Consider the following 24,602-nt stretch of genomic DNA (forward strand, 5'->3'; position numbering starts at 1 on the left):
GTGCCAACCCTGCATCGTGAACCTCAAAAGTGGGAGGCCACCATACCCGTTTACAAAGCGAACAGGAAAGTCAATGAAATCAACGGTCTACCCAGACCACCCCCGCGCCAGTGCTAGCTTTGCGTACCGTCACTTATTGCACTGAAAACGAGGAGACCCCTAGTTCTGCGTCGTGGGAGTGGAGTCAGCTCGGGCCATGGCTTTGTATTGTGCAATACACATTGATTGATTTGATTTTAATCACTATGATTCACTTTGAGTGAGCTGGAATGACCGGCCCAGCAACGTCAAGTTCTGACAGGAGAAACCCCATGACCGCAGCTACCAGGGTGCTGACCGCACATGTGCCGCTTCCACTGGCCGACAAGGTCGATCAGATGGCATCCCGACTTGAACGCTCTCGCGGCTGGGTGATGAAGCAGGCCCTTTCAGCCTGGATCGCCCAGGAAGAGGAGCGCGACAGGCTGACCCAAGAAGCGATGGCGGACGTAGACGCCGGTCATGTGTTCGACCACCAGGCGGTGCAAACATGGGCGCAGAGCCTTGGCTCTGACCAGCCGTTGCCGGTGCCGCGCTGATGGAGCTGAAGTGGACCAGCAAGGCGCTTTCCGACTTGGTACGCCTGTATGAATTCCTGGCTCCGGTGAACAAACCAGCGGCTGCGCGTGCGGTGCAGGCACTGACCAAGGCCCCTACTGTTCTGTTGACCAACCCGCGTATTGGCGAGCAGCTTTTCCAATTCGAGCCACGAGAGGTCCGGCGAATCTTGGTCAAGGAGTACGAGATTCGCTACGAGATTCAGAACTCGATCATCTACGTGCTGCGGTTGTGGCACACCAGGGAAGACCGCTGAAATGGCATTGCCAGTGAGGAGTGCATGTTGTTGAACAAATCCGGCGTTGACGACATCGAGGAGCCCGTGGAAGGCCCCCTGCAGGATCTGGACGTCGCCGGCATGGCCTGGTGGAACGGCTTATCCGAGGCCGACCGGCGCTACTGGTGCCTGGCTGCGATGACGGCCGTGCCGGCGGAGGCCTGGAAGTATTTCCGGCTGGTGACGGCGCCGCGCCGTTCGGTGAAGGTCAACCACTGCGATTGACGCGTGCCGACGTAGGTTGCGCACTGGGACCGACTCGACGAAAATCCCCTTTAAACCCCAAGGGAGAACAACATGACAGCAAAGCTTTTCTATCGCTTGGTCGATGCGGCAGCCGAGAAGGTCTACCGTGCTGCGACGACGCTCGGGCCTGCCGTGGGAAATGCTGTGCTTGATGGAATGTCGACCGCGACGAGGGCGCGCCCACCTGTAAACGAATGGCAAGGGATTCCCAACATTGATGCAGTTGAGCATCCAATGTGGGAAGAAACCTATGGCCCCAATAGGCGCCCTTGGTAGGGCTGTATCAACGTCGCCCCCTGGGAACCGATGAGTTCGTAGTGCTGTTTGCGGTTGAATCAGCACTTTTCAATGCTGATGTGATGCCATTGCCTAAGCTGTAGCCTAGCCAAGCCATCATCCCCGTCCAAAGCAGCGGCAAGCCAATAAACATCCCCAGCATCAGCAGGTTCAGCAGCATCCGCTTGTGACCCTGCATGGCCGACCCGAAGATGTCGGTCAGCGTGAAGCTGCCGACCGGGTACATGGCGCGGATCAGGTGGGCATCCACCCACACCGTGATCGCCCACAGCGCGCCCCAGAACTTCACCGTGAAGACGCCGATGGCGCCGTAGAGCATCACCTTGAGGTTGTAGCCGGAGAAGAAGGTCACCAGGGGCAGGAACATGTACATGCCCATGAGGATCAGCGCCTGCATCATCAGCAGCCCGTTCTTCAGTGGCCCTGAGGTGATGTAGCTCAGCAGCGAGACGATGCCCAGCCCGACGTTGGAGAGCACGCCACCGGCCGTCCTGGCCACGCCATCGGCGATGCCGGCCGGGTCGCTGATGCGGGCGTTCTGGTACCAGCGGTCGCCCAGCGCCTGGGTCGGATCGACGAACATCGGGTTGGCCTTGACTTGGGCCAGGCGGGCCAACTCGTCCTTGGTCCGGTCCTCGCTGGAGAACAGCGTGCGCGCCCGCCCCCACAAGGCCTGCCAGTCGGAAGAATGGGTGATCATGGCCTCGCGCAGGCCGATGCGGGTGTCTTCCCACCACTCGCGGCAGGTCGGGCGTCCCCAGTCGGGATTGGCAAAGCCCTCGAACGGCAAGGGCTCGCCCGAAGAGGGGTTGTAGTAGTCGACATCGCGCCCAAAGTCGATGGCAAAGCCGGTGACCGGGTTGACCGAGCGCATGTCGGTGTAGAAGCCCGGCTCGGTGCGGAACAGCTGCGAGCCCATCCAGCCGGTGTCGTCCGGGCCGTACTCGGTGTTGGTGGTGGCGATGATGGCGCGGCCGGCAGCCGTGAGGTCCGCAGGGTCCATCTGAATGAACCGGCTTTGCGCCGGCACGAAGCACTCGCTGTAGAAGCGCTGGATGTTGTGCAGCAGGCGCGGGTCTTCGATGGTGGCGATGCGCGCCAGTTCCTCGACCGCGCGCAACTCGCTCTGGCTGGCGTTCAGGCCCGCCTTGATCGAATGGTTCATGCCCGAGGAGATCGCCATCACCGTCATCCACCAGGCGGGCACGTGCGCCAGCGACCCGCTGACGTTGCTCATGCTGCCGTCGATGGCATCGACCAGCGCCGCGTCGTAGGTCGAACCCGTCCCGCTGTCGCGCGAGACTTCGGGTGGGTTGGGCTCCAGCGCCGTGGGCGGCGGCTGATAGCGCAGGTTGATCGAATGCAGCGAAGTGAGCGGGCTGGTCGCAAAGCAGGTCATGAAGACGAACAGGCCCACGATCAGCTGGGTGCCGATGCTGTCGACCAGGCCGAAGACGCCGATCTGCTCGGCGCCCTGTTCCTTGGCCTGGCGCCAGGCGTTGAAGGCCATGATCATGAACGGCAGCACGACCAGGCCGGTGCCGGTGAGCGCTTCGCCAATGATGTTGGCGAACGCCCAGCCGTACATGGTGGTGAAGATTTCCAGGTAGGAGTCCAGTTGCATGGTGCGATCCTTCCTTCTTCAGCCGCCAAGCACCCGCAGCAAGGTCGCGGGTCCGACAGGGATCAAGAGCCAGTAGGCCAGCAGCATCAGCATGACCTTGCCGCGCGCCGCAATGACTTGCTCGTACTCCCACTCCTGGACGATGCCTCGGCGGCGACCCCAGTTCACCACCTGCGTCCAGCGCAAGCCGATGAGCACGATCAGCGCACCCTGGATCGCGATACCCCAGGGCTTGAACACCCGGACCGTATCGAGCTGGGCCTCCAACTTGACGCCCAGGGCGAGGAAGATGGCGACGATCACGCCGATGAGCAGCACCAGCGCCAGCATGCTCAGGGCGGGCAGCAGCTTGCGCAGCCAGCGCTTTGAGCGGCTGGTGCTGGGCATGGGTTGGACGGGGAGGGGGTTGTTCATGAGGACCTCGGCTCAGGGAGTGGTTCGCACGCGGCCACCATCGAGCGGTGCGGGATCGGGGCGGCCGGCCGGCGGCACGCGGGTGGCCTGGCCATCGCGTTGGGTGCCCGATTCCAGGATGGCCAGCGCGTTGTTGGCGGTGATTTCCTTGCGGATGCGGTGCTCGAACATCAGGTCCTCGATGTGCTGCGTCATGCGTGCGACCTTGCCCTGCATGTCCTGCGAGACCTTGCCCGCTGCCGTGACCTCGGGCAGGCTCATGCCGGTGATCAGCGCGTTGCGCGCGATCAGGGCCTTGTCCACCACCCGCTGCATGCCCAGCTCGTGGGCCAGACGGCTGGTGGCCAGGGTCCGGTTTTCAGCGGGCATGGCTCGCAGGGCCTGAATGACCTGGGCGTTGACGGTGATGCCGGGTGCGCCGATTTCGGCCAGTGCCGCGCTGGTGGGGATGGTGGTGCCGTTGACGATGGCCTCCAGGCGCGGGCGCACAAACACGATTTCTTCCTCCAGCAAGGGACCCAGACCCGTGGCGGTCGAGGTGGAGGTGGCCGCAGGGCAGTTGGCGATGCCCTCGCACAGGTAGATCTGCTGGTCGCCCAGCACCTTGGTAGTGAACACCGCCAGCGCGTCCGAGGTGGGGAACGCGGCCACCATCCGGGCGTCTGCGGGGCCTCCACCGGAGGAGCCAGGCTGGCGGTTGAGCGTGACGTTGTAGCCCGCAACCGAGAGGTCGCGCACCGGCCGCAGCGGCTGGGTGCCCACACCACCAGCCCGTTGTCCAAAAATCCAGCTCACGCCGTTTCGGTGGCCTTCCTCCTGCTCGTTGATGGCCCGTTTGGCCTCGACCACGTCGCCGTTGAGGGAGGCGCGCATGCGCCAGGACTCGCCCTTGGCAATGCCCGCCCATTCCTCGTAGGGGTTGTCGCCCTGCTTGATGGCGGCCTCCATCTCCTCGCAGGTCTTCAAGGCCGCTGCGATCATGGCGTCGGCCTTGAGCGAGTAGGTCTGGAACAGCTGGTAGAGACCGGGCTGGGCACGCTCAAAGATGTACATCGGCAGCGCAGCGATGCCGGCGCGGATGGCGTTGGAGAGCGTGTCGCCGAACTGCTCGATGTTGTTCATCAGCGTCTGCCAGGACAGACCGATGTCGAACTTGCCGCAGGAGTAGTTCAGCCGCAGGTTGGCCGCGAGGCTGAGCTGCAGCGGGATCTGGGAGCGGTAGTTGGCGTTGCCACCGGGCGAGTTGCCGCCGAGCTGGTAGTACAGCGCGCCGCGCGAAGCCTGCGCGCTGGCGGGCGCGGACCAGGTCAGTGCCACCAGGCCGGCCAGGGCAACGCCGGCCAGCAGGGGCCGCACACGAAAACGGAGTCGGTTGTGGGTCATGGTGGTTCCAGGAAGAAATGGGATCGCGCGTCACGGCGCCTCAAGGGACCGCGAACAGGAAGATTTCGGTGCGGCGCCGGCAGCACTCGTACCGGGTCCAGAGGTTCCAGACGAAGCTGTTGTTGGGCGTGTTGCGGTAGTCGCCGTATCCGAGCAAGGCCACCGAGTCGTTGGCGCCGAAGGTGTGGCAGCCCGAGGGGTAGGGGTGCACCATGGACCACTTGGGGTCGGCCACTTGTGCAAACCACACGTAGGAGTGTGGGCTCTTGGGCCGCAGGTGCGCATAGATGTGCGGCTGCGAGGGCTTGAGGATGATCTGGGCCGAGCGCTCGGCCAGAACGGCCGAGGCCTTGACCGGGTGCTGCTGGACCACCTCGCCTATACGGGGGTACTTGCTGCCCCACGTGCTGAAAACCGGTGTCTGCGAGACTTCCTTGTAACCGGGAAACCAGGAGCCCACGTAGAGCAGCTCCAGCGGGATCATGCTGCGCCAGAACAGGGAGTCGACGTCGGAGCTGAAATACACGCCGAAGGCATCGGCCGAGCTGGGACACAGGAAGTCGTTGCCGCCGCCAGCGTCGGCCGCGCCTTCGAGCATGCCGCGCAGCTGGCCCAGTTGCTCCTGAAAACCGCCCTGACTGGCCGAGTCCATCCCACCTGAGGCAGCGGGTCCCATGCTGCTCATGTCGGGGCCCATGTTGCCCATGAGGTTGCCAACGCCGGTCACGGTGTTCATCAAGGCGCTGGGGTTGGTCAGCAGGTTGATGACTCCTTCGCCGGCCTGCTGCATCAGGCCCACGGGCGCCACGGCCCACTCGGCCAGGATGTCGGGCAGCGTGGAGGGAAAGCTCATCAGCTCGGTGATGCCGGGCACCACCATGCGCGTGCCCGAGTTGTTGATGAGTACCGCCGGATTGCCGATGGCGTCGACCGTTTTCATGGTCACGGGTTCGGCCGCGCCGCGCCGCTTGGCCGAGGTGTTGGCCGTTGCATCCAACGGGCTTCGCAGGATCGCGGCGCCAATGCGGTCGCCGATGCCGGAGACGGCGCTGCCCACGTCGCGCCAGGGGTGGATGTACTGGTCGTTGTAGGTGCTGACCACCACGTCGGGCATGTAGTGGCTGACCCGGATGGAGGTCTCTACCGTGCAGCCGAACGGTGTGCAGCGCAGGAAGAAGCACACCCCGGTGACCATGTAGGAGATGCAGCTGGGTGCCGAAGCAGCGGTCGCGGCCAGCACGCCGAGCGTGTTGGTGCTCGGTGGCGGCGCGGGCGACTGGGCCCAGGCCGGCCGCGCCAGCACCAGGGCACACACCAGGCCGCGCAGGAGCGCCAGGGCGGCGCGGGTGAGTGGGTCAAACCGTCGGGTCAAGGTGGATCTCCCTTCAGCGCTTGGCGGCTGCGGCCCGGTGCTGCTGGACCAGCGCAAGGGCCTGCGGTACGTCGGGCACCCCGTAGATGACGTTGGCGCCATCCACGACGATGGCCGGCAGGCGGTCGATCTTGTAGTGCCTGGCCAGCGCGATGCCGTTGGCGGCACCGAGCACGTGCGGGGTGATCTGCTTCTTGATTTCGGCCTGGTTGGCCTGGAAGTACGCGCGCGCGGCCGCTTCGGTCTTGGGCAGGCGCTGGTTGATCGCCGCCTCGACGTTCTTGAGCGCATCGAGGCGGTAGATGGCCAGCTGGTAGCGCTGGGGTTCACCCCCCGTGATGACCATGGCCGAGTTGGCAAACACCTCGACCTTGGTGATGCCCCGGTAGAGCTCCGTGGAGGCACTCTGTGCGTGGACGGAAGCGGCAAGGAGCCAGCCTGCCAGCCATGGCATGCGGCGCGCTCTGGCAAGGCGCCTGTTCGATTGGGTGGTGGGCTTGTGCATGAGCATGTCAATTCCCCTGGAGCTTCTGAAAGATCGCGACGGCCCGATCCACATCGGTCACGTCGTAGATCACCTTGGTGCCGTTGATCACGATGGCCGGCAATGCGGCAATGGCGTACTGGCGCGCCAGTTGCTCCACCTGGTAGTGGCGACTGACCAACGGAGCGAGCTGGTGCAGGACGGCCTTTCCCTGCTCGCGCAGGTAGGCTGCCTGCAGCGATTCGGTTTCCTTGTCGTTGCGCCCGGTGCCCGCCGGCGCCAGCAGTGCCCGCTGGGCCTGTTCCAGCTCGTCGGTGCGGTAGATCGCCAGCGGGTACGCAGGCTTGTTCGGGACGTTCAGTGGGGTGGCACTGACGGCAAACACCTCGACCTTGAGGATGGCGGGCGCTGCCCCCTGGGCGAGCACAGGGCCCGCACTGGTGACCCCCCACAGAAGCAACGCGGCGATCCTGGGCCGAACCGGTGGCGTCCAGCCTCCGCAGACAACAGACGACTTCATCTCAGCGCCCCCGGTAGTGCTTCTGGTAGGCGCGCAGCGCCTCGTGCAGGTCGTTCGTGTGGTCAAAGACCGCCACACCATTGATCACGAACGCGGGGTAGTCCAGCAGCTTGTAGCGGAACGTGAGTTCCTTGCCCTCCAGGTACATGGCCTTGAGGTCCTTGGACTCGGCCTCGATCTGGGCCTTGTTCGCTTCGATGTAGGCCGAGATGTTGTGCTGGATCTCGGTGCTCGATGCGCCCGGCGGCAGCTTGGGAATCCTGGGCATCAGGGTCTGCTCGATGTACTGCTGGTGGGCGTACAGGCGGTAGACCTTCACGGGCACCTTGGCGCCCTGGACATTGCGCACCGGGGTCGGGCGTGCCAGGAACAGCTCGATGCGCTCGACGCCGCCGTACAGGTCGGCGACTGCTGCTCTGGACTGCGCCTGGACGATGCCGCTGCCAAGCGCCAGCATCACCAGCAGGATACAAAGCAGGGCAGAGCGGACGACACCCGCGCTGAGACTGAACGTGTTTTCCTCTTGATGGGTCATGTCAGCGTCCCCCGGTGTCAAATTCCTGCAGCGCCTTCTCGCGACCTTCCGGGTCCAGATAGTCCCAGCGGTAGGCCACTTCCAGTGCCGCCGCGTGATGCACCTCGGGAATCGCCCTGAGGCGCTCGTCCACCAGTTCGGAGAACAGGCGCTGGTAGCGGTCATGGGCGCTGCCGCAATTGCGCGAGGCCTGCGCGGCCAACTGCACGCACAGCTCGTTCCAGCGGGCCGCGTTGAAGCTGGTGATTTCCTGGTCCATGGTCCGTCCCTTCTCGATCAGCCGCGCTTGGCGGTCAGTTCGTCGGCCACCAGCTGAGCGGCCTGCATTTCGGAGCAGCCGTGCTGATCCATCAGTCGGCGACGGTGGGCTTTTTCGTGTCCCTCGGTCATGGCCAGGGCAATCGGCAGGGCCGGTGGCACGTTGCGAAACAGCGCCTGGTCCGAAGCCGAGATGAGCACGCCCTCGGTGTACTTGGGCGGCTCCTTGCGAGCCGACTCCATGAGGGCGCGCTGTTCGGGGGTGAGGCTGCGAAACCGCGCCACCTCCTCAATCTCGGAGCGGTCCATGGTCAGCAGCATCCAGTATTCGCACATCGACAGCACGCGGCTCATGCTGTCGGGGAAGTCCTTCAAGTTCTGCGTGGCCAGCCAGAACCAGATGTTGAGCTTGCGCCACATCTTGGTGCCCTTGGCGATCTTGGGTCCCAACAGCTCATTGGTGGTGATCAAGTGCCCCTCGTCGGTGAGCATGATCAGCGGCCGGTCCTCGGCCTGTGCGCGCTCGCCGCGCGACTGCACCGAGTCGATCAGGCTGGTGTAGGCCACGGCCAGCGCATCGCCGTAGCCGTCCTGCGTCAGGGTGCCCATCTCCACCAGGGTCACATCGGCATCGGGCCAGTCCACGCCCTCGCGGTTGAACAGCTTGCCGCGCAGGCCCTGGGTGAAGCTCATCATGGCCTGACCCATTTCTTCGGCGCGCGCCTGGCGTGCAGGGGAGAGCGTGGCATCGGCGTGCATGCCCATGAGGGCGATGGCCACGTCGTGCGTCAGCGGGTGCTTGCGGCCTTCGGCTGCGGAGCGGGTGGCGGCGCGGATGATGGCGTTGGTGATCAGGTATCGGTCGGCGCGGGACATGCGCTCGACCTCCTGCTGCTCGCCACCGGTGATCATCATGATCGCAGCAATCAGCATTTCTCCCAGCAGATCGCGCTTGTCGGTGCCTTCGTCGTCGGCGTCGGCCTCATCACCACTTGCGGCCGTGGGCTCGCGCTCGATCTCGGCCGGCTTCTTGCCGTCCAGCAGCGCATCCAGGCTGGCATCGTCGGGCATTCCGGCGTTCTGCCGGGCCTGCTGCTCGGCGGCGCGGTAGGAGGACATCACGTCCTGGTCGCCCAGCAGCCGGTGGGCGTGGAAGAACGGCGGCAGGGACACGTCCGCCTCGTTGGTCAGCGTCACGCTGTAGGTGGACAGGCCCATGGTCTTGAAGTAGTCCATGAGCAGGGAGAAGGAGCGGCCGGCGTCGGCAATGACCAGGCGAGGGCGGTGCACCGCCATGGTCAGCATGGCGATGTAGTTCAAGGTCGCGCTCTTGCCCGCCCCTGTAGGTCCGAGCACCAGCATGTGGGCGTTCTTCTTGCGGTCGTGCCGGTTGAGCGGATCGACCCACAGGGGTTCGCCGCCCCGGTTCCAGAACCACATGCCCGGGTGCGGAGTGCCACGCGAGCGGCCGTAGACCGGCAGCAGGGCGGCGATCTGTGAGGCGAAGGTCAGGCGGGTGCGGCGCAGCTGCTTGGCATCGAAGGCCGGATCGAAGGCGAAGGGCAGACCCCGGATGAAGCTGTCCAGGGCCACCAGGTCCTGGCGGGCGTCGATGAAGCGAAGGCCAGAAGGCACGAGCTGGGCATTGACTTGCGAGATCACGGCGCCCAGCTCCTCGCGGGTGGGGGCCGTGACGTACAGCGTCATGAGCATCGGATACAGCTTGTCGCCCTCGATCATGCGCTTGAGCACCTGCACGCACTCCTTGTGCGTCTCCATGGCCAGCGGCGTCTGGGCGCGCGAGGCGTCGCGGATGCGGGCGATGTGCTCGTCCAGCCGGTGCTGCGGCTCCACGGTCACGGTGATGGAGAGCATGCAGCCGGCCGGCAGCCGGTCAAAGCGCGCAAAGGCTTCCTTGCCCAGGCTGCGCTCGGCGGTGAAGTGGCCGATGTTCGGGTTGGTGCGCATGCCGTCGAGCGTGAGTGCCTTGACTGGCACGCCATCGAACTCGAACAGGCCTGCCTCGGCATCCGAGACGGGTGGGCTCACGCTCAGCAGATCGGCCATGTCCCACCCGAAAACCGGCGCCGCCTCGCGGCCGTCGGCATCGTGTGCGGGGGACTGATCGCCGGGGTAGGGCAGCTGCTCCAGCAGGTCGCCGGTATGTCGGCTGGCCCAAGGCACCTTGCGATTGAAGAAGGGCAGCAGCCACTCGTAGAACTCGCGCGAGCTGCAGCGGCGGGCCTGGACGCCCGACTCATGCAGCGTGGCCATCAGCGTGACCGAAACCGCCTCGATCTGTTGCTGCGCGGGCGAGGGGTCCTCGGACAGGCGGGTGAAGCGCTTGTAGACCGCGCAGCGCACGCGCCGCTGCTGCCCGCGCCAGGGTTGGCCACTGACCAAGGTGTCGGTGAACAGGCCTTGCGGGCGAGAGACCAGGGCCAGGTGCTTCTCGAACTCCTTGAGCACCGCCTGGGTGTAGGGGGAACTCAGGATGGCGTCGCGCCGCTCGGGATACCGCTCGTGCACCTGGGCGATGTAGTCGCGCAGGTAGGTGTTCAGGCCGCTGATATCGCGGTCGTCGTTGACGAAGAACTGGACGATCCACGGGGTGTCGGTGGACTCGGGCAGCGCCTGCAGAGCCTCCTGCACCTTGCGGGCCTTGTCGATCAGGTAGGCCGGTGCCTGGGCTTCGGTGGGCACCGCACCCAGCTCGAACAGCGCCCCGAGCGTGGTGCCGTCGCCCAGCACGAAGGTCTTGGCATCTGCCTCGTAGCTGACATACGGCAGCAGGTCGGTGAACGAAGGCGGACGCTGGGCCATGCCCTGACGGCGCCCTACGGTCATGGGCTCACGCGGGGCAGCATCCTTGGGCCCTTGACGGGCAGCGCTGGGCTTCTTCGGCTCCGTACCCGCAGCGTCTGTGGCACCAGCACGCCCCTTGGGCATCAGACCCAGGGCCTGGATCACGGACAACAGACCGAGTTTTTGTGTAGCAGCCATGGACGGCATCCCTCTTGATGGGCGGGTGGTCGGATTCGGTGGGGTTGTTCTGCGGCTCAGCGGGACGGGATGAAGCGCTCGCGCGCCTGGCTGTCTTCCTGCTCGATCTCGCCGGGCAGGGCGTACTCCACCGTCTCGTACATGGGAAACACCGTCACGTAGCCGGGCACCGGGTACTTGCCCTTGGACAGGTGGGGGTAGACCACCATCACCAGGTCGGGGTTGGGCACACGGGCAAAGCGCTGCTGCGTGGGATTGAGCGGGTCCCAGTACTTGCTCTGACGCGCATCGCGCCCGTCCACCGTGCGTGCGCGGCTGGCCAGTTGCAAGTTGTCGCGGGCCTGCAGGTTGCGGCCCTGAGCGCCCTGACCCGACTGCTGGTCGCGGTAGACCTCGGTGACCGTGGGACTGCCCTCGGTGGCGCCGATCAGGGGAGACTCGCGCGGGCCAGCGGCCGAACATGCGGCCAGGGCCAGCGGCACCAGCACCGAGAGGGTGAGCAGCGCCGGGCGATGCCAGCGGTGGTGGGGGTGGCGTGGGGTGTCATTCGAGGCCATGGTTTCCTCCGCGTTGGGCGTTGCTGGTGTTCTGGGCGCGGTGCGCGATCTTTCGGGCGGCGACGGCCTTGTCCAGGCGCAGCTCCTGATCCAGGTGGATCACCACCTCGTCGCCCGAGGGGGTGACCACCGCGTCGAAGGAGTTCTTCAGGCGTGAAAGCAGCCAGGCCGTGAACTCGTCGGTGGCGCCGCTGACGGCCTGGCCCATGACGTAGCGGCTGGTGTCTGTGATCTGGGTGGTGGTCGATCCCAGGGCGTTCTGGGTGACCAGCTTGGCGGCGTCGGCGTAGGCCTGGCCTGCCACGCCCAGCGTCTTGGCACCGATGATGTCGGTCAGGTACGCTGGCGCGTTGGTGACGAACTTGCCAACGATGCAGGGGTTGCCGCGCGGGTCGCTGATGAAGCCCAGGTCGCCGCTCGATCCGGCCGTAGCGCCTCGACCGCGCGAGGAAACCGTGCGGATCGTGCCGTCGTTGAACACGAAGGTGGCCGAGCGGATCTTGCCCTCGGAGCAGGACAGGGCCATGTCGCCGATGGCCACGCCGGTGAGGATCATGCCGGCGATGTCCTCGGGCAGCTCCCAGCCATTGGCCGCGAGGTTCTCGCGCCCGACGATCAGCTTGAACTGCATCGGATCGGTCACCCGGCCGTCAATCGGCACCCGCCCGATGATGGCGGTCATGGCCTTGGCACCCACCAGTGTTGAGTTCTCGGGCAGCGTGAAGTAGGCCTCGTCCTGTTCTGCCTCGGCGACACCTGCCGCGCCCCCGGTGGCTGCGCCACCTGCACCTGCCGGTTCTGTGCCGGCGCGGGCGCTGGCGTTGGTTCGCACGTACCGCGTCGAGGGAGGTCCCTGATTGCGGTTGCGCGTGTCCTCGAAGGCCGCGTAGCCCATGGGCGCCACGGTCTTGTAGGCCACGGCGCCCGGCGCCGCTTCCTGCTCGCCCAGGTTCAGGTCCGCCGTGATGGGCGCTGCGGCACCGCCGTTGACCGTGCGGCCGACCTGCGAACCCGGCGCAGGGCGCGACGTGGGCAGGGTGGGCAGAGCGCCCAGCAACGATTCAGCGGCCTGGCCAGCCGCATCCACGGTCGCCCCGAACTCCCCGTCTTTCTGGCCGGACCCCGTGGTCGGGCGCGCTGCGCCGCGCCGGGCCGCTTCCTCTTCGAGCTTCTTGTTGCGCTCGACGATCTCGGCCACTTGCTTGCGCAACTCGGCGTTGCTGGCCACCACCGTGGCCAGGGTCTCGCCCGCGTTGTCGTTGTCAGCGCCTTTGGTGGGTGGCAGCTCGCTGGGCTGGGGCACCGCCTTCATAGGTGCAGCGGGTGCGCCGCCCTGCGAGCCGCTGAACTGCTGGTACAGGATGACCCCCACGATGAGCAGGGAGAGCAGGCCCAGGACGGGCAGCAAGGTGTTCTGTTTGATGGCCATGAACAGTTCCTCCGCTCAGAGACAGGCGTCAAAGGCACGGTCGCAGATCAGGTACAGCGCCGTGGTGTCCGTCTCGCTGCCAGCAGGACCAATGCGCCCGTGCTGCGCGGTCACCGCCAGCCAGCGCCCACGCAGGTGCTCAAGCGGCAGCTCGAAGGGCTGAGCCGACTTGTTGGTCACGCGAACCGCCGTGACATACAGGCCGGCCGAGCGCCACTGACCCAGCGGCACCGTCTCGACCAGGCCACCACGCACCAGCCCTGGCACGGGCTTGGTGCTGACCTGGACTTGCGAGATGCCGGGCCGCGTGGTGGCCAGGCGACGGGGCGCATACAGCATGCGGGAGGCAAAGCGCGTGAGTTCGACCATGTCCGCAGCCGGTGGGCCGGCCTCGGTGGCCGCTGCAGCGCCGGCAGAGGCATCGCGGCTGCCGGATCGGTCCAGGAACACCTCCAGCTCGGCGCTGGCGCCCGAGGTCTGGGCGTTGGCCACCAGGTCCAGCGGGATTTGCCGTCCACCGTCGATCAGCTCGGCCACGATGCGGATTGGGGCGAAGGGCACCAGCGCGGTGACATAGATGGTGCGGTCGATGGCCTCCACGCGAGCCACCGACTCGATGTCGGCGGGCACATGCAGGGCGGCAGGGCCGGGGAGCGTGATTAAGCGCTCGCGCTGGACCGGCAGGCCGACCCGCACGGGCTGCCGGTTGAAGACCGCCCGCTCCACACCGGGGCGATCCGACGGCGCAGCAGCGCCGGACGATGCTGCCGCGCGGTTGGCATTCTTGGTAGCTGGCTTGGCCTTGGGGGTGGGCGCGGCCTGGTTCGAAGACGCAGGCGTTCCCGAGTCGCGGGCCGCAGCGGCCGCGCGCGCGGCCACGCCCTGGGGCATGGGAGCGGGTGAAGCGCCGGCAGCGACGGCGCCGGCCTGTCCCAGATCCACCTCAGCGACCACGGGAGGGGAGGCGGTGCTCGATGCCGGTACCGGCTTCTGGCCTGCAGCAGGCAGGGCGATCAGCGGTGGCTGGGTCGCAGCAGGCGCGATGTCCTGCACCTGCTGCGCCAGCGACGGCAGGGCTGCGAACACGGCCAGCGCCGCCAGGCTGACGCTCAGGACATGGCCCGCAAGGGTTGGGGTGTGATCAGACATGGGTCGTCCTTTGGGAGGAATGGCCTGCTGCAGCGCAGAGGGGGATGGCGTTTCATCGGCTCGATGCCGGTGCGGAGGGGGTGGTTGCTGGCGCACCGGTCGCGGTGTTGGCGCTTTCGGCAGCGAGCGGTGTCGTGGTCGGCGATGGCGACACCGCAATCGGTGCCTGGGCGCTGATCGCTGGCAGTGCTGCAGGGGTCAGTCCCTGAGCGGCGCCGATGGCGCTGTCCTTGATGTCCAGCCGGGCGGGCGCGGCAGAGCCGAAACAGTCCACGGCCAGCCTGAACGGGTTGCGCTCGCGGTCGACGTCGTAGCGCACCACGCGAACGGGATAGCGGATGAAGGCGTCCTTGACCGCCTGGCCTCGGAAAGTCTCGGTCACCTGCATGTCCAGCAGCACGGTCCAGGCCGAGGGACCTTCACCGATCACCCGGTTGTCCTGGAATCCCAGGCCGGGAATTTCGCTGATCTGACGCGTGCGCTGGTGCAGCTCGCCAGCCCGGTTGCGGTTGTCGATGTCGCCCTGCAACTGCGCCTGGCAGCGCGGGGTCAGGTAGGACTGGAAGTCGTAGATCTGCTTGCCGTAGTCCTTGCCGCCATCGCTCTGCCAGCGGTTGACCTGCTGCCAGACGTAGTAGGCGAAGCTGTACACGTTGGGGTTGGGCACGGGCGCCACGCCACCGGTGACCGACACGCGCTCCCCGGCGCGCAGGTCCGGGTTGATGTGCAGGTCGATCTGGCGCGGCCTGGCCCACAGCAGGGCCATCCCGACGACGGCCACCAGGCCGATCACCACCAGGGCCCGGAACAGTCGGGCGTTGTGGGCGCGTTCGGCGGCAAGGGCATCAAGGTATCTGGACATGGTGATCGGCTCGTTGGTAAAACTCAGGATTCATGGGGCGTGCGGCGCGGCCGCGCCAGCCGGCGCCAGAGGGAACGGCCGGCCTGTGGGTCCAGAGGGTGGCTCAGCGAGAACGGCAGAGAGCGACCCAGCGACCACTGCCCGTGGTGGGTGAGAAACCGGCTCTTGCTCAGGCCCTTGCGTGCAAACCACAGGTGCAGCGCCTGGGTGTAGTAGCCGTCGGGCCGACCGCGCTTGAGGTCCTGCAGCTTGGCCGATCCGAACCACAGGGCGGCAATCGGCCCGAAGATGGCGGGCAGCAGCATCAGCTGCCACAGGCCCGTGAACAACAGCAACACCACACCCAGGAGCAAGCAGACGGGGATGGAGATCGCCGCCATCACCTTGGCCTCGGTCACCGTCATGCCGCGAAGCACAGACGGCTCGACGTTGACGCGGTGGGTCAGTGGCACCCGCTCGGGCGCCTGGCTGCGCTCGGCGCTGCGCTGGGTGTCGTCGGAGGCCGTCGGTGTGCCGCTCATGACCTGTTCCCTTGCTTGAACCTGGATGTGATTTGCTGCGCGGGACGGTCAGGTCTGACCGATCACCTGGAAGGCGTAGGTCACCAGGATCACAAGGAACACCGTGAGGATCATCCCCATGATGAAATACTCCTTGAGGTCGGCGATCTGCGCGCGGCCGGCCGTGTACTCGCGCCACTTGGACAGGGCACCGCCGACCACGTAGAGGAAGCCCAGCGCGACCAGCACCAGGCCCAGGATGGCCATGCCCGCCTTGAAGTAGGCGCTCATGGCGCACATCCAGTCGCCAGCGGCGCAGGTGGCGCCGTTCATGTCCGTGCCCGGCGTGGGCATGGTGGGCAGCGCGGCCAGGGCCGGGCTGCACATCACGGCCACGACCGGTGCCAGCGCCCAGCGCTGCAGGCGGTCGCCCAAGTGTTTGAACCCTGCGGCAGCGGCCTGCCGGGCGGGTGGGTGTTGACGCTGGGTCATGGGTGTGCTCCTTGAAGAAGTGATGGAGATGAAGGAAGGAAAACCGGTGGATGGGTCAGGACATCACTCGCGTCACCGGAACACCGCGAAGAACAGAACCGCCAGGATCACCATCACCTTCAGCGCCGACCAGGTGGCCGACATCAGCGAGGCGCGCTCTTCCTTGTAGGCGTTGAAGATGGCCAACATGGCCCAGGCAAAGACCAGCAGGATCACGCCGCTGGCAATGAGCTGGACCGTGGTCCGCAGGGCGGTGGGCGAGACACCCGATCCCGCCTCGAATGCCAGACTCATCGTGGGGTCCATGCAGCAGCTCCTGTGAAAAGTGGAGTGGGTGGGCTCACTGGCGGTAGTCGCCACGCAGCGGCGGCACCGGGCGTGGCTGGCGCGGCGCATCCACATGGGAGGTGATGCCCTCGCGCAACTGGCCCAGGTCGCGCAGCAGCCAGTCGTAGCGGAACTTCACCCGCTCGCCCGTGGGAGCGGTCTGTGCGGCTTCGGAGACCATCACTTGCACGCGCTCGATCTCCGAGGCGATGCGCGCCAGGTTCTCGCGCTCGGTGTCGGCGTCGCCCGCCTGGGCGTTGGTGGCGCTCAGCGCCACATAGAGCACGGCGAGCACCCAGCTGCGGCGCACGCGCGAGCCTGGGGTGGCCTGCTGGGGCGTTTGGGACGGGAGCATGGAAACGGAGGTGTTCATCGGGACTCCTTGGGGTGAAACAGGGGTGGTCTGCGCTGCGCCGGACTCGAAGAGCGATGGGATGCGGTGCGAGGTGATTCGGTGGGCTGGGTAGCTGGGCTGCATCAGACGTACTTCTTGAAGGTGGCCACCGTGGTGGACATGGCGAACGCGACCAGGACGGTGAAGACGATCACCATGTGAGACGGGTTGAAGTTGCCGAACGGCCAGGCCAGGTACAGACCGAAACCGCCGGTCAGCGCCCAGGCTGTGTAGCGCTTGGCGTGGTGATAGACGAAGGAGCTTTCGCGCCCGCCACCCCAGCGGCGCAGGTCACGGCGCACCAGGCCATCGACCACGCCCACCAGGCAGGCCAGGATGAAGGCAGGGGCAGCAAACGCCGCCACCGACAGGCGCAGCAGCACGTCCTGCAGCACGTACATGGAGGTCACCGCCCAGCGGCTGAGCAGAATCTGCATGGAGCGGTTGGCGCGGGCGGCGTTGTGGCGCAGATCGCCCGTGGGCGCATCCTGCGCGGCCTGGAAGATCGCCTGCTGACGCTCGTACCAGCCGATCACCCCCAGGCGCTCGTAGGGCAGGCGCACGTTGCGCACCAGCTGCTCGGACCAGGCCACGGTGTCGCGCACCAGCAGACTGCGCGGCGCCTGGGCGATGTACTCCAGGTCCTGCTCCACGATCTGCTGGGCGTGGTTCTCCTGCAGGTCGCGCCAGAGCGTGAACGAGCCCACGATCTCGATCATCATCCCGATGAACCAGGCGAAGAGGGTGATGAACAACAGTCCAAAGCCCATCTCCAGGCCCAGCTCGACCGGACCGCGTGCGCGCGGCCGGCCCGGGGTCTTGGCCACCATGGCACTCATTCAAGGACTCCCGTGGCGTTGGCCGAGCTGTTGAAGTCCATCTCGCGCGGCTCGGTCCGCGTAGCCAGGCTGTCATCGCCGTCCGAGTCTTCCTGCTCGTCCTGGACCTGGTCGCGCAGCGCCAGTGCCGTGTCGATCACCCCGGCGCCGGCCATGCCGATGGGTTGGTTGCCCAGCCAGTCGGTCTCGCGCGCCCACTGCTCGGAGGTCCGGTAACGCGCCTTCATGTCCAGCGCCACCTGGCGGATGGACTCGGGCACGAACGGGTCGGCATCCTTCCTGGGCAGGGGGATGCGCAGCTTGAATCGCCGGTTGCCTTCGAGCAGGGCGAACGCCTGACCCTGGGGCAGACTCAGGATGTCGGCCGGCTGGATCATCGGCACCTTGGTGCTGGTGACGATGTCCACGTTGCGCGAGGTGAAGTCCACGCCGCTGCCGTCGGCCGCGCTGTCGCTCACACCGGTACTGGGTGTGATGTGCACCACATCCACCTGCGGCACCTGCTCGGCCAGCAGGTTGGCCGTGTTGACCGAGCGCACCCGCAGCATCACCAGGTGGTTGAAGTTGTCCAGGATCTGGCCGGCCTTGGCCTTGTCGCCCACCTTGGCCTCGATGTCGAACATCGACTGGGTATAGGCCGTGATCCGAAAACCCGAGCCACCGAGCTTGTTGACCATGGGCACGAACTCGGGGCCGGCGATCTCGTTGACCTCGTCGAAGTGGCAGCAGATCGTGGGCAGCACGATCTTGCCCGTGGGGTGGTGCGGGTCCAGACCGGTCTTGTAGAGCTTGCCGCCCACGCTGACCAGATCGGCCAGCATGCTGTTGCCCACGGCCGAGGACACGACCGAGTCGGTCAGCGCGTCCAGCCCGCAGTAGACGATGCCGCCTTGGCGGATGACGCTCATCCAGTCGAAGATCGGGCGCTTGTCGTGGGGGTCGAAGTAGTCCGGGCTGATGAGCTTGCCCACGGCGCCGGAGGTCAGCTTCTCCAGGAACGGGCCGAGGCTGGCGATGATCTTCTCGTAGAAGGACCGCTCGTAGGACACCGCCGCCGCCAGGCCCGTGAGCACCTTGTCCGGCACGCGCAGCTCCTTGATCAGCGAGATCATGGCCACCAGCGGCGGATCGCGGTCGGACAGCGCCCGCGAGACCGGGTACTTCTTCTTCTCGATCAGGCCCTCCAGATGGCCCAGCCGGTCCTGGTAGTCGGTGTACTGGCCCTCTGCCGCCTTCTGGCGGAACACCATGTGGGCGTAGTCCATGAACAGCGGGTCGATGCCCGTGACGTCGGCCAGCAGGCTCTCGTAGGTCGGCACACGGCCGAGTGCGACCTGGGCCTGCGCCACCAGGTTGGTGAAGCGCCAGGAGAACTCCTTGAACGCGGCCGAGTTGCCCGAAGAGGGCAGGGCGTTGGTGGCGCGTGCGGCCACCTCGGTGATGCGGGAGAAGTTGCCGATGCCGTTGTAGCGGGCAGAGATGTCGGGATAGCCCAGGTGGAACAGGTAGAACTGGTTGCCGCGGCCGGCCCGGTGCGCTTCGGCGTACAGCCGCATCATCAGATCGGCGTCCCCCTTGGGATCGATCACGATCACCACATGGCCCGCGTGAATGTCCTGCGTGGCCAGCACTTCGAGCAGCCGCGACTTGCCCACGCGCGTGGTGCCCAGCACGATCATGTGGCCCGTGCGCGAGGCCTGCCGCATGGTGATGGGACGTTCCTCCAGGGCGCCCACGCCATGGAGCACCGGGGAGCCGCCCAGGTCGTCATAGGCCTTGAGCGGGTTGAGCCAGTGGTCCCACTCGACCGCCTTGGTAGTCAGGCTGGCCACAGCCGCGCGCAAGCCCTCGAACTTGGCTGCTGGCACGGATTCGGCAGACACATCGGGGACGGTCTTGCTCCAAGCGGCCAGTTGCACGCCCAGGCCGCGCATGGCATTTTCTCGCGCTTGCGGCTTGACGAAACGCTCGGCGTCCGGCCGGCTGGCCTCGTGCTTGCGCTGGGTGTGCTGCTGGGACCACTCGAAGCCGTGCCCGAGGTAGAGCTGCCCGGGCTCGACCGGGATTTCGTGAGGCGCCATGCGCGTCACGGGGTAATACTTCATCCCGTGCTGGTACTTCAGGATGTGCAGCGCCTGCTTGCAGCGCACCCACCCGAAGTAGCCCGCGATGGCCGCGAGCACCCAGCCCATCCACGGCGGCATCATCAGCGCCCACGGCGCCACGATGGCGACCAGGGCCACGCCCCAGACGGTCATCGTGCTCCACAGCTCCACCGGAGGCCGCAGCAGGGCTTCGAGTGCGTCATCGGGCTTCACGGCTTGGCCTCCTGCATCGGCGCCGCAGTGGGCGCGGCGCCCGCCGTGCGAGGGGGCGAGCTGGTCAGGCGCCCATCGGCGAGCACCAGCAGCGGATAGGTCTGCACGCCCGCCCGTCGCAGCGTGGTGGTGAGCCAGTCGCCCACCATGGGGGCCAGCGATGCGCCTCCGGCGAGCTGCTGGACCTGCTTGAAAGCGCGTTCGGATTCGGCCTGCACCACCAGACCGGACGCTCCCAGGGCAATCAGGGCCTGGCGGTGCTGCGACAGCCATTGGCGGCTGAGCGGATCGGTGCCCACCAGGAACACCGGATGAGCCAGCCATTCGGGCCGGAACAGGCCGCTGGCGGTACGGGCCTGCGCTTCGGAGAGCACGCCCGGCACCATGCCCGAGCGGATCGGAAAGCGCACCCCGTCGAGCACACCAGCCTGATCCACCCCTGCCACCAGGTGACCGAGGTAGGTGCCCATGGGCACGGCGCCGGGACCGGCATGGATCACCACGGGCTGGGCCACGGCCCAGCCCGTGCACAGCGTACCGGCCAGGGCGCACACCCATGCAGCAGCCATGCGAGCGATGCCCAGCGTCAACGTGCGGTTCATGTGGGCTCCCCCGGCTCGGCGGTGCCCTGAACGGCGCTCTGATAGGCCTTGGCCAGACTGAGCACCCGACGGACGTATTGGCGCGTCTCCGGGTAGTTCGGTACGCGGTGACCCGCCTTGATGACCGCACCCGGACCGGCGTTGTAGGCGGCAACGGCCAGCTCGACGTTGCCGTCGAAGCGGGCCAGTTGCTCGGCCAGATACTTGGTGCCCAGCACGATGCTCACGCGCGGATCGGCCAGCAACTGCTCGACGGAGAGGCCCTGCAGCTCCTGCAAGCCCAGGTCCCGGGCGGTCGATGGCAGCACCTGCATCAAGCCGATGGCGTTCTTGGGACTGACCGCGCGGGGGTTGAAGGCCGACTCTGCATGGATCACCGCCTGCACCAGGTGGGCATCGACCGCGAAGTGGCGCGAAGCGCGCTGGAGCATCTGCGCCATCTCCGGCGTCATCTGGCGCGCCCTTGCATGGCTACGGACTGCAGGCAAAGGCCGCTGCAGCAGTTGCTCAGCCACAGCGGCAGCCCTGTCGGTGGTCGTTGCACGCTGGACGGTGGCATCCGGCATGGCATCAACGGGTCCAGCGGACTCAGAGACACCTCGTGCGGCGGGACGGCTTGCCGCTGCAGGCTGCTTGCTCAGGCGGGGCAGGATCACCCGCTGGTGTTCCGCACTGCTGACCCATGCCGCGCCGTGATCAGACTCCTGGGCATGGCCTTGCGCCACCACCAAGGCCGCGCCGAGGCACAGCGCCCACGCATGCACGCGCCTGAACACTGGGCGGTTCGAGAGGGACAAAAGGTGGTGCTGAGCTTGCATGTCCGTTTTCTGGCTCAGCGGCGGGGTGCGGCCTTGGCTGGAGCCAAGGGACGGGATGGGTCCTTGACCAGCTTGCGCGGAATGCCCAGCAGATCGGCGGCTGAGGTTGGCCCCTCCACCATGGGCAGCCCCTCGAAATCCACGACCTTCTGGTTCGGGTACAGGCGCGACTGGGCCTGCTGGAACGCGCGGTTCCAAGCCAGCGAGCGCTCGACATCGGCCTGCAGGGCACGGGCGAACATCTCGGCGTAGCGCTGGCGCTCCGCGTCATCGCGTGCGTGGATGCCCAGGGCCTCCACGGGAGAAAGGTTTTCGACGGAGAACGCGGCCCGAGGTCCCTTGAGCAGGACCTTGGCGCGGATCATCTCTTCCTCGCTCAGGCCCCAGATTTGAGCCACCAGCAGATCGTTGGCATCCAGGCGCGAATGCGCCTGGGCGATGCGCTGCGCATTGGTCTGACCCAGTTGCGTCTGGGCCTCCTGAATGCGCGTGGTGGCGGTTTGCGCCCGTGCAGGCTGCACCAGTACCCACATCAAAAGGCTCGCGGCGCAGAGCACGCCCACATAACCCAGCACCGGGCGAAGCAGCGGGGTCCTCATGGCTGACGCTCCACGGCGATGCTCACCGAACGCGCGCCGTCGCTGAACGTCGCGCGTTGGCCGGCCACATCCACGGAGGTGAGCGTCACACCCTGGTAGGAATCGCCGGGCGAGAGCACGCGCACGTGCGCTGGGTTGCCACCGACCTCACCGACCACCACCGAAGGCCGGCCGTCCCACATGTCCACGCTCAGCACCTGGTGGGTCGGCCGGGGAGCCACTGCAGCGACCGGGCGGCGCACAGCGGGTTTGCGCGGCGCCGGACGGCTTGCCGCTGCTGCTGCGACCGGCTGCGGTGCAGCAGGCGGCGGCAGGATCGAGGGGTGTGGCAGGAAATCGGCCACCTGCAAATCGGCCCCATCCTGACCGGCCCCCTCCTTGATGTAGCCCTGGGCCTTGAAGCCGGCGACCAGCTGGTCCAGGCGCTTCTCCAGACGCTCCAGCTGTTCCTGCAGCTGGGGGTCTTGCGCAACCGATGCAACAGGCACGGCCTGGGCCGGCGCTGTGGCCGGCAAGGCAGGAGGCAGACCCGCGCCGGCCGGTGCGGTGGGTTCAGCCAGCGCAGCCACTGCGGGCGATGCCTCCTTCTTGCGAGCGAATGGCAATCCGCCCGAGGACCACATCATGAACGCGGCCACCGATCCCAGAATGAGCAGGAGGACCACGGCACCGGTCAGCACCGGCTTGCCCTTTTTGACCGGCGCGGCGCTCACGGGCGTGGGGCGCTCGAAGGTCGCGTCGGCGTTGCTGCGCACCGCTTCGGTCGGATCGGGCAACACGCCATCGGTTGGATGGTCAGCAGCCCGTGCACGGGGCGAACGCGACGTGCGTGTCTGCTCGGCGTCACGACGTTTGGTGTCCCAGAACTCGTCATCCTGCTGGCGCTGAAACTCCTGCATTTCTGCATCTGGGTCCATGGCTGTCCTCACGGCGAATATGAAAAGTGGTCGAAAGGGAACTGATTGCGGTGCGTGGTGAGCAGGGTTCAGGGCGAGCCGAATGCATCAGCGTGACGTTCTGCCTCCATGGCTTGCGCCTGGGGTCTGGGCGGTTGAGGCGCCGGGGTGCCCTTGGAAGCCGAGCGGGTGAACCAGACCTGGCGGCTCACCGGATCGCTGTGCAGTTGCCAGGCTGGACCCAGCAAGGTCTTGAGCAGGTCGCTCACACGGTGCGGACCTATGCGCCGCTGCGACTCGGGCAAGGGCAGGGCGAGGAAGTTGCGCGCGGTTTCATCCAGCGCCTCGGCGGGGACCAGCCGAAAACCCGTGCGCACCAGGGTGTGTGCCAGTGCCTCGCCCACGGTGTTGACCGTCTGGCGCGGGTAGCTCAGCTGCGCGTACACCGACAGCGGGTCGGCCAGGCTTTCGGTGGGCGCGCCGGCCTGGGTGGTGTAGCGCCCCACCTGGACCTGGCTGCCGTCGGGGGTGACGGTCTGCGCGAGAACGGGATGAGCTGCCGCTGCGACCACCGCCAGCAACACAAGGGACAAAAGTGCTTTGAATGACATGGACCCGCCTCTTCACTGGTTGAAATCACTGGACGCGCCTGGGACCTGCTGGGAAGAAAGCGCCTGGTGACCCGCGAGGGCCACCAGGCAAACATGACGCCCCCAGGAGATGCGTCGCCAGTGCTGGGCAGTTTCTGAATCGGGAGGGTTTGTCGCCACCGAAAACCTGCCGCAGAAAAGGCAGGTTTTCGCTTGACAGGGCAATGCTTAAGGTGTAAGCGCTGTTACCAGTCGTGGCAAAACGACAACAAAGGTTCGCTGCCCCGTGGGCGGGGCAGGGACGGGCAAAGGCGGTTTACCGGTTAATGGCCCTATCCAAAGGGCGCCCCCCTCCCAAGGTCTCGGGGGGCAAAGGGCCTACTGGAACGGGCAATGCGGGGGATAAGGGCACAGGAGGCGCAACCGCACGGCGGGGCGTGCGGCAGCGCCTGGATGCGGGTAGCAAAACAGCGCGCAGGCGTCAAGCGAAAACCTGCCGCACGTGCTGGCAGGTTTTGAGTTGTGCGAAAGGGCACGCCTGCCTAGAGTGACCCGGTCTTATTCGCGCAGGGATTCACAACAATGACCACACGCCAGCGGCTCTCACCCAGGGAGGGATTTGCCAATTCCCTCGACATATCAGGCGGACGCAGCATTCATGACGCGCAGCATGCGCCCTACCTGGTGGCGGCATCGCTGCACGAGCTGGGCCTGGTCGACTGGATTCCGCGCGTATTCAGCTTCCTCAAGATGTACGACGGCGTGGCACGGTGGATGGAGACCGGCATGCCCGAAGCGGCCTTCATCGCGAACCTGGACCTGCGTGAGGAGATCAAGCGCAAACGCAGTGGCGCCACACCGCCCGAGCAGGACCCCGCTGCATTGAGGTTCCGGTTGGCCGTGGTCCTGACCAACTCACCAGTGACGCTGTTCGGCGCGCGCTGGAAGCTCGAACGCAGATTCAAGGACGTGCCCATGGACATTCCGTGGAATCCGCTGGAGCAACCGTGGCTGTCGTTCCTGGGGCAGCACATCGACCTGCCCGACCATGCCACCTTGCATGTCAACCGCAAGGGCCGTCACTTCCGTCAGCAGCTCATGGCCTACCTGCTGGAGCGCTGAGGCAACACTCATGATCGGTCACTGCATGCGCTGGATCAAACGATGGGACCCGCGTTCCCCGCGCCCGGCATCCAGCGTTGCACCAGCACCCGCCATCC

The 24,602-nt window shown here is 66.5% G+C and carries 28 protein-coding genes; 4 read left to right on the forward strand and 24 right to left on the reverse strand.

The annotated features are described in order from the left end of the window. Positions 1–311 precede the first annotated feature (311 nt). The 3 genes from L0977_RS10805 to L0977_RS10815 are packed head-to-tail and all read left to right on the forward strand — an operon-like array spanning position 312 to position 1,099. Positions 312–578, forward strand: a complete 267-nt coding sequence (locus L0977_RS10805) for a CopG family ribbon-helix-helix protein (protein WP_234264876.1) — start codon at positions 312–314, stop codon at positions 576–578. Then, positions 578–853, forward strand: a complete 276-nt coding sequence (locus L0977_RS10810; RefSeq protein WP_234264877.1) for a type II toxin-antitoxin system RelE/ParE family toxin — start codon at positions 578–580, stop codon at positions 851–853. The genes L0977_RS10805 and L0977_RS10810 overlap by 1 nt, the downstream gene beginning before the upstream one ends. Before the next feature lie 24 nt (positions 854–877). Then, positions 878–1,099, forward strand: a complete 222-nt coding sequence (locus L0977_RS10815; protein WP_234264878.1) for a hypothetical protein — start codon at positions 878–880, stop codon at positions 1,097–1,099. A gap of 304 nt (positions 1,100–1,403) precedes the next feature. Here the strand turns inward: L0977_RS10815 and L0977_RS10820 are convergent, their stop codons facing one another. From L0977_RS10820 to pilL2, 24 genes are all read right to left on the reverse strand, one after another. Continuing rightward, entirely contained in the window at positions 1,404–3,041 is a 1,638-nt protein-coding gene (locus L0977_RS10820; RefSeq protein ID WP_234264879.1) for a conjugal transfer protein TraG N-terminal domain-containing protein, read from the reverse strand. 18 nt (positions 3,042–3,059) lie between these two features. Next, positions 3,060–3,455, reverse strand: a complete 396-nt coding sequence (locus L0977_RS10825) for a hypothetical protein (protein WP_234264880.1) — start codon at positions 3,453–3,455, stop codon at positions 3,060–3,062. 12 nt (positions 3,456–3,467) lie between these two features. Continuing rightward, entirely contained in the window at positions 3,468–4,838 is a 1,371-nt protein-coding gene (locus L0977_RS10830) for an integrating conjugative element protein (protein ID WP_234264881.1), read from the reverse strand. Between the two features lie 40 nt (positions 4,839–4,878). Beyond that, positions 4,879–6,210, reverse strand: coding sequence for a TraU family protein (locus L0977_RS10835; protein ID WP_234264882.1), 1,332 nt, complete (start codon positions 6,208–6,210; stop codon positions 4,879–4,881). Between the two features lie 13 nt (positions 6,211–6,223). Next, positions 6,224–6,664 (reverse strand): TIGR03757 family integrating conjugative element protein, encoded by a 441-nt coding sequence (locus tag L0977_RS10840; protein WP_234264883.1) that lies wholly within the window; start codon positions 6,662–6,664, stop codon positions 6,224–6,226. A gap of 58 nt (positions 6,665–6,722) precedes the next feature. Continuing rightward, positions 6,723–7,154, reverse strand: coding sequence for a DUF1525 domain-containing protein (locus L0977_RS10845; RefSeq protein ID WP_234264884.1), 432 nt, complete (start codon positions 7,152–7,154; stop codon positions 6,723–6,725). Positions 7,155–7,215: 61 nt separating this feature from the next. Beyond that, complete coding sequence (locus tag L0977_RS10850; protein ID WP_234264885.1) at positions 7,216–7,749, reverse strand: hypothetical protein; 534 nt, start codon at positions 7,747–7,749, stop codon at positions 7,216–7,218. A gap of 1 nt (position 7,750) precedes the next feature. Further along, positions 7,751–8,008 carry a hypothetical protein gene (locus tag L0977_RS10855; RefSeq protein WP_234264886.1) on the reverse strand — a complete coding sequence of 86 codons (258 nt, stop codon included), beginning with the start codon at positions 8,006–8,008 and terminating at the stop codon, positions 7,751–7,753. Positions 8,009–8,025: 17 nt separating this feature from the next. Continuing rightward, entirely contained in the window at positions 8,026–11,010 is a 2,985-nt protein-coding gene (locus L0977_RS10860) for a conjugative transfer ATPase (protein WP_234264887.1), read from the reverse strand. Positions 11,011–11,066: 56 nt separating this feature from the next. Then, positions 11,067–11,567, reverse strand: a complete 501-nt coding sequence (locus L0977_RS10865) for a TIGR03751 family conjugal transfer lipoprotein (RefSeq protein ID WP_234264888.1) — start codon at positions 11,565–11,567, stop codon at positions 11,067–11,069. Further along, on the reverse strand, positions 11,554–12,996 hold the full coding sequence (locus tag L0977_RS10870; RefSeq protein WP_234264889.1) for a TIGR03752 family integrating conjugative element protein: 1,443 nt from the start codon (positions 12,994–12,996) through the stop codon (positions 11,554–11,556). Before L0977_RS10870 ends, L0977_RS10865 begins: the two co-directional genes overlap by 14 nt. A gap of 15 nt (positions 12,997–13,011) precedes the next feature. Next, positions 13,012–14,145, reverse strand: a complete 1,134-nt coding sequence (locus L0977_RS10875) for a TIGR03749 family integrating conjugative element protein (protein ID WP_234264890.1) — start codon at positions 14,143–14,145, stop codon at positions 13,012–13,014. A gap of 52 nt (positions 14,146–14,197) precedes the next feature. Then, on the reverse strand, positions 14,198–15,007 hold the full coding sequence (locus L0977_RS10880) for a PFL_4703 family integrating conjugative element protein (protein ID WP_084383438.1): 810 nt from the start codon (positions 15,005–15,007) through the stop codon (positions 14,198–14,200). 23 nt (positions 15,008–15,030) lie between these two features. Beyond that, on the reverse strand, positions 15,031–15,528 hold the full coding sequence (locus L0977_RS10885; protein ID WP_234264891.1) for a TIGR03750 family conjugal transfer protein: 498 nt from the start codon (positions 15,526–15,528) through the stop codon (positions 15,031–15,033). 48 nt (positions 15,529–15,576) lie between these two features. Further along, positions 15,577–15,999, reverse strand: coding sequence for a TIGR03745 family integrating conjugative element membrane protein (locus tag L0977_RS10890; protein WP_133156645.1), 423 nt, complete (start codon positions 15,997–15,999; stop codon positions 15,577–15,579). A 72-nt stretch (positions 16,000–16,071) separates the two neighbouring features. Next, on the reverse strand, positions 16,072–16,305 hold the full coding sequence (locus L0977_RS10895; RefSeq protein ID WP_133156644.1) for a TIGR03758 family integrating conjugative element protein: 234 nt from the start codon (positions 16,303–16,305) through the stop codon (positions 16,072–16,074). A 34-nt stretch (positions 16,306–16,339) separates the two neighbouring features. Continuing rightward, entirely contained in the window at positions 16,340–16,699 is a 360-nt protein-coding gene (locus tag L0977_RS10900; RefSeq protein WP_234264892.1) for an integrative conjugative element protein, RAQPRD family, read from the reverse strand. A 104-nt stretch (positions 16,700–16,803) separates the two neighbouring features. Further along, positions 16,804–17,550: a TIGR03747 family integrating conjugative element membrane protein gene (locus L0977_RS10905; protein ID WP_442786630.1), complete on the reverse strand. Its 747-nt coding sequence runs from the start codon at positions 17,548–17,550 to the stop codon at positions 16,804–16,806. Positions 17,551–17,555: 5 nt separating this feature from the next. Further along, entirely contained in the window at positions 17,556–19,877 is a 2,322-nt protein-coding gene (gene traD, locus L0977_RS10910; protein WP_326491062.1) for a type IV conjugative transfer system coupling protein TraD, read from the reverse strand. Further along, complete coding sequence (locus tag L0977_RS10915) at positions 19,874–20,479, reverse strand: PFL_4695 family integrating conjugative element protein (protein ID WP_234264894.1); 606 nt, start codon at positions 20,477–20,479, stop codon at positions 19,874–19,876. Before L0977_RS10915 ends, traD begins: the two co-directional genes overlap by 4 nt. Further along, a complete protein-coding gene (locus L0977_RS10920) occupies positions 20,476–21,045 on the reverse strand; it encodes a lytic transglycosylase domain-containing protein (protein ID WP_234264895.1) in 570 nt (189 codons plus the stop codon). Before L0977_RS10920 ends, L0977_RS10915 begins: the two co-directional genes overlap by 4 nt. Positions 21,046–21,311: 266 nt before the next feature. After that, positions 21,312–21,896 carry an integrating conjugative element protein gene (locus tag L0977_RS10925; protein WP_234264896.1) on the reverse strand — a complete coding sequence of 195 codons (585 nt, stop codon included), beginning with the start codon at positions 21,894–21,896 and terminating at the stop codon, positions 21,312–21,314. Further along, positions 21,893–22,813 (reverse strand): hypothetical protein, encoded by a 921-nt coding sequence (locus tag L0977_RS10930; protein WP_234264897.1) that lies wholly within the window; start codon positions 22,811–22,813, stop codon positions 21,893–21,895. The genes L0977_RS10925 and L0977_RS10930 overlap by 4 nt, the downstream gene beginning before the upstream one ends. A 68-nt stretch (positions 22,814–22,881) precedes the next feature. Next, a complete protein-coding gene (gene pilL2, locus L0977_RS10935; protein ID WP_234264898.1) occupies positions 22,882–23,403 on the reverse strand; it encodes a PFGI-1 class ICE element type IV pilus protein PilL2 in 522 nt (173 codons plus the stop codon). A gap of 561 nt (positions 23,404–23,964) precedes the next feature. Between pilL2 and L0977_RS10940 the strand changes: the two genes are divergently transcribed. Then, a complete protein-coding gene (locus L0977_RS10940; RefSeq protein WP_234264899.1) occupies positions 23,965–24,504 on the forward strand; it encodes a hypothetical protein in 540 nt (179 codons plus the stop codon). The last annotated feature ends 98 nt before the right edge of the window (positions 24,505–24,602 follow it).

Source organism: Hydrogenophaga sp. NFH-34 (genome assembly GCF_021401345.1).
Classification (GTDB): Bacteria; Pseudomonadota; Gammaproteobacteria; order Burkholderiales; family Burkholderiaceae_C; genus Hydrogenophaga; species Hydrogenophaga electricum.

What these genes read in the sequence shown, in the direction of transcription:
- L0977_RS10805 (WP_234264876.1), top strand. Translation starts at nt 312, where the DNA reads ATGACCGCAGCTACCAGGGTGCTGACCGCACATGTGCCGCTTCCACTG.
- L0977_RS10810 (WP_234264877.1), top strand. Translation starts at nt 578, where the DNA reads ATGGAGCTGAAGTGGACCAGCAAGGCGCTTTCCGACTTGGTACGCCTG.
- L0977_RS10815 (WP_234264878.1), top strand. Translation starts at nt 878, where the DNA reads ATGTTGTTGAACAAATCCGGCGTTGACGACATCGAGGAGCCCGTGGAA.
- L0977_RS10820 (WP_234264879.1), bottom strand. Translation starts at nt 3,041, where the DNA reads ATGCAACTGGACTCCTACCTGGAAATCTTCACCACCATGTACGGCTGG.
- L0977_RS10825 (WP_234264880.1), bottom strand. Translation starts at nt 3,455, where the DNA reads ATGAACAACCCCCTCCCCGTCCAACCCATGCCCAGCACCAGCCGCTCA.
- L0977_RS10830 (WP_234264881.1), bottom strand. Translation starts at nt 4,838, where the DNA reads ATGACCCACAACCGACTCCGTTTTCGTGTGCGGCCCCTGCTGGCCGGC.
- L0977_RS10840 (WP_234264883.1), bottom strand. Translation starts at nt 6,664, where the DNA reads ATGCCATGGCTGGCAGGCTGGCTCCTTGCCGCTTCCGTCCACGCACAG.
- L0977_RS10850 (WP_234264885.1), bottom strand. Translation starts at nt 7,749, where the DNA reads ATGACCCATCAAGAGGAAAACACGTTCAGTCTCAGCGCGGGTGTCGTC.
- L0977_RS10855 (WP_234264886.1), bottom strand. Translation starts at nt 8,008, where the DNA reads ATGGACCAGGAAATCACCAGCTTCAACGCGGCCCGCTGGAACGAGCTG.
- L0977_RS10860 (WP_234264887.1), bottom strand. Translation starts at nt 11,010, where the DNA reads ATGGCTGCTACACAAAAACTCGGTCTGTTGTCCGTGATCCAGGCCCTG.
- L0977_RS10865 (WP_234264888.1), bottom strand. Translation starts at nt 11,567, where the DNA reads ATGGCCTCGAATGACACCCCACGCCACCCCCACCACCGCTGGCATCGC.
- L0977_RS10870 (WP_234264889.1), bottom strand. Translation starts at nt 12,996, where the DNA reads ATGGCCATCAAACAGAACACCTTGCTGCCCGTCCTGGGCCTGCTCTCC.
- L0977_RS10875 (WP_234264890.1), bottom strand. Translation starts at nt 14,145, where the DNA reads ATGTCTGATCACACCCCAACCCTTGCGGGCCATGTCCTGAGCGTCAGC.
- L0977_RS10880 (WP_084383438.1), bottom strand. Translation starts at nt 15,007, where the DNA reads ATGTCCAGATACCTTGATGCCCTTGCCGCCGAACGCGCCCACAACGCC.
- L0977_RS10885 (WP_234264891.1), bottom strand. Translation starts at nt 15,528, where the DNA reads ATGAGCGGCACACCGACGGCCTCCGACGACACCCAGCGCAGCGCCGAG.
- L0977_RS10890 (WP_133156645.1), bottom strand. Translation starts at nt 15,999, where the DNA reads ATGACCCAGCGTCAACACCCACCCGCCCGGCAGGCCGCTGCCGCAGGG.
- L0977_RS10895 (WP_133156644.1), bottom strand. Translation starts at nt 16,305, where the DNA reads ATGGACCCCACGATGAGTCTGGCATTCGAGGCGGGATCGGGTGTCTCG.
- L0977_RS10900 (WP_234264892.1), bottom strand. Translation starts at nt 16,699, where the DNA reads ATGAACACCTCCGTTTCCATGCTCCCGTCCCAAACGCCCCAGCAGGCC.
- L0977_RS10905 (WP_442786630.1), bottom strand. Translation starts at nt 17,550, where the DNA reads ATGGTGGCCAAGACCCCGGGCCGGCCGCGCGCACGCGGTCCGGTCGAG.
- L0977_RS10915 (WP_234264894.1), bottom strand. Translation starts at nt 20,479, where the DNA reads ATGAACCGCACGTTGACGCTGGGCATCGCTCGCATGGCTGCTGCATGG.
- L0977_RS10920 (WP_234264895.1), bottom strand. Translation starts at nt 21,045, where the DNA reads ATGCCGGATGCCACCGTCCAGCGTGCAACGACCACCGACAGGGCTGCC.
- L0977_RS10925 (WP_234264896.1), bottom strand. Translation starts at nt 21,896, where the DNA reads ATGAGGACCCCGCTGCTTCGCCCGGTGCTGGGTTATGTGGGCGTGCTC.
- L0977_RS10930 (WP_234264897.1), bottom strand. Translation starts at nt 22,813, where the DNA reads ATGGACCCAGATGCAGAAATGCAGGAGTTTCAGCGCCAGCAGGATGAC.
- pilL2 (WP_234264898.1), bottom strand. Translation starts at nt 23,403, where the DNA reads ATGTCATTCAAAGCACTTTTGTCCCTTGTGTTGCTGGCGGTGGTCGCA.
- L0977_RS10940 (WP_234264899.1), top strand. Translation starts at nt 23,965, where the DNA reads ATGACCACACGCCAGCGGCTCTCACCCAGGGAGGGATTTGCCAATTCC.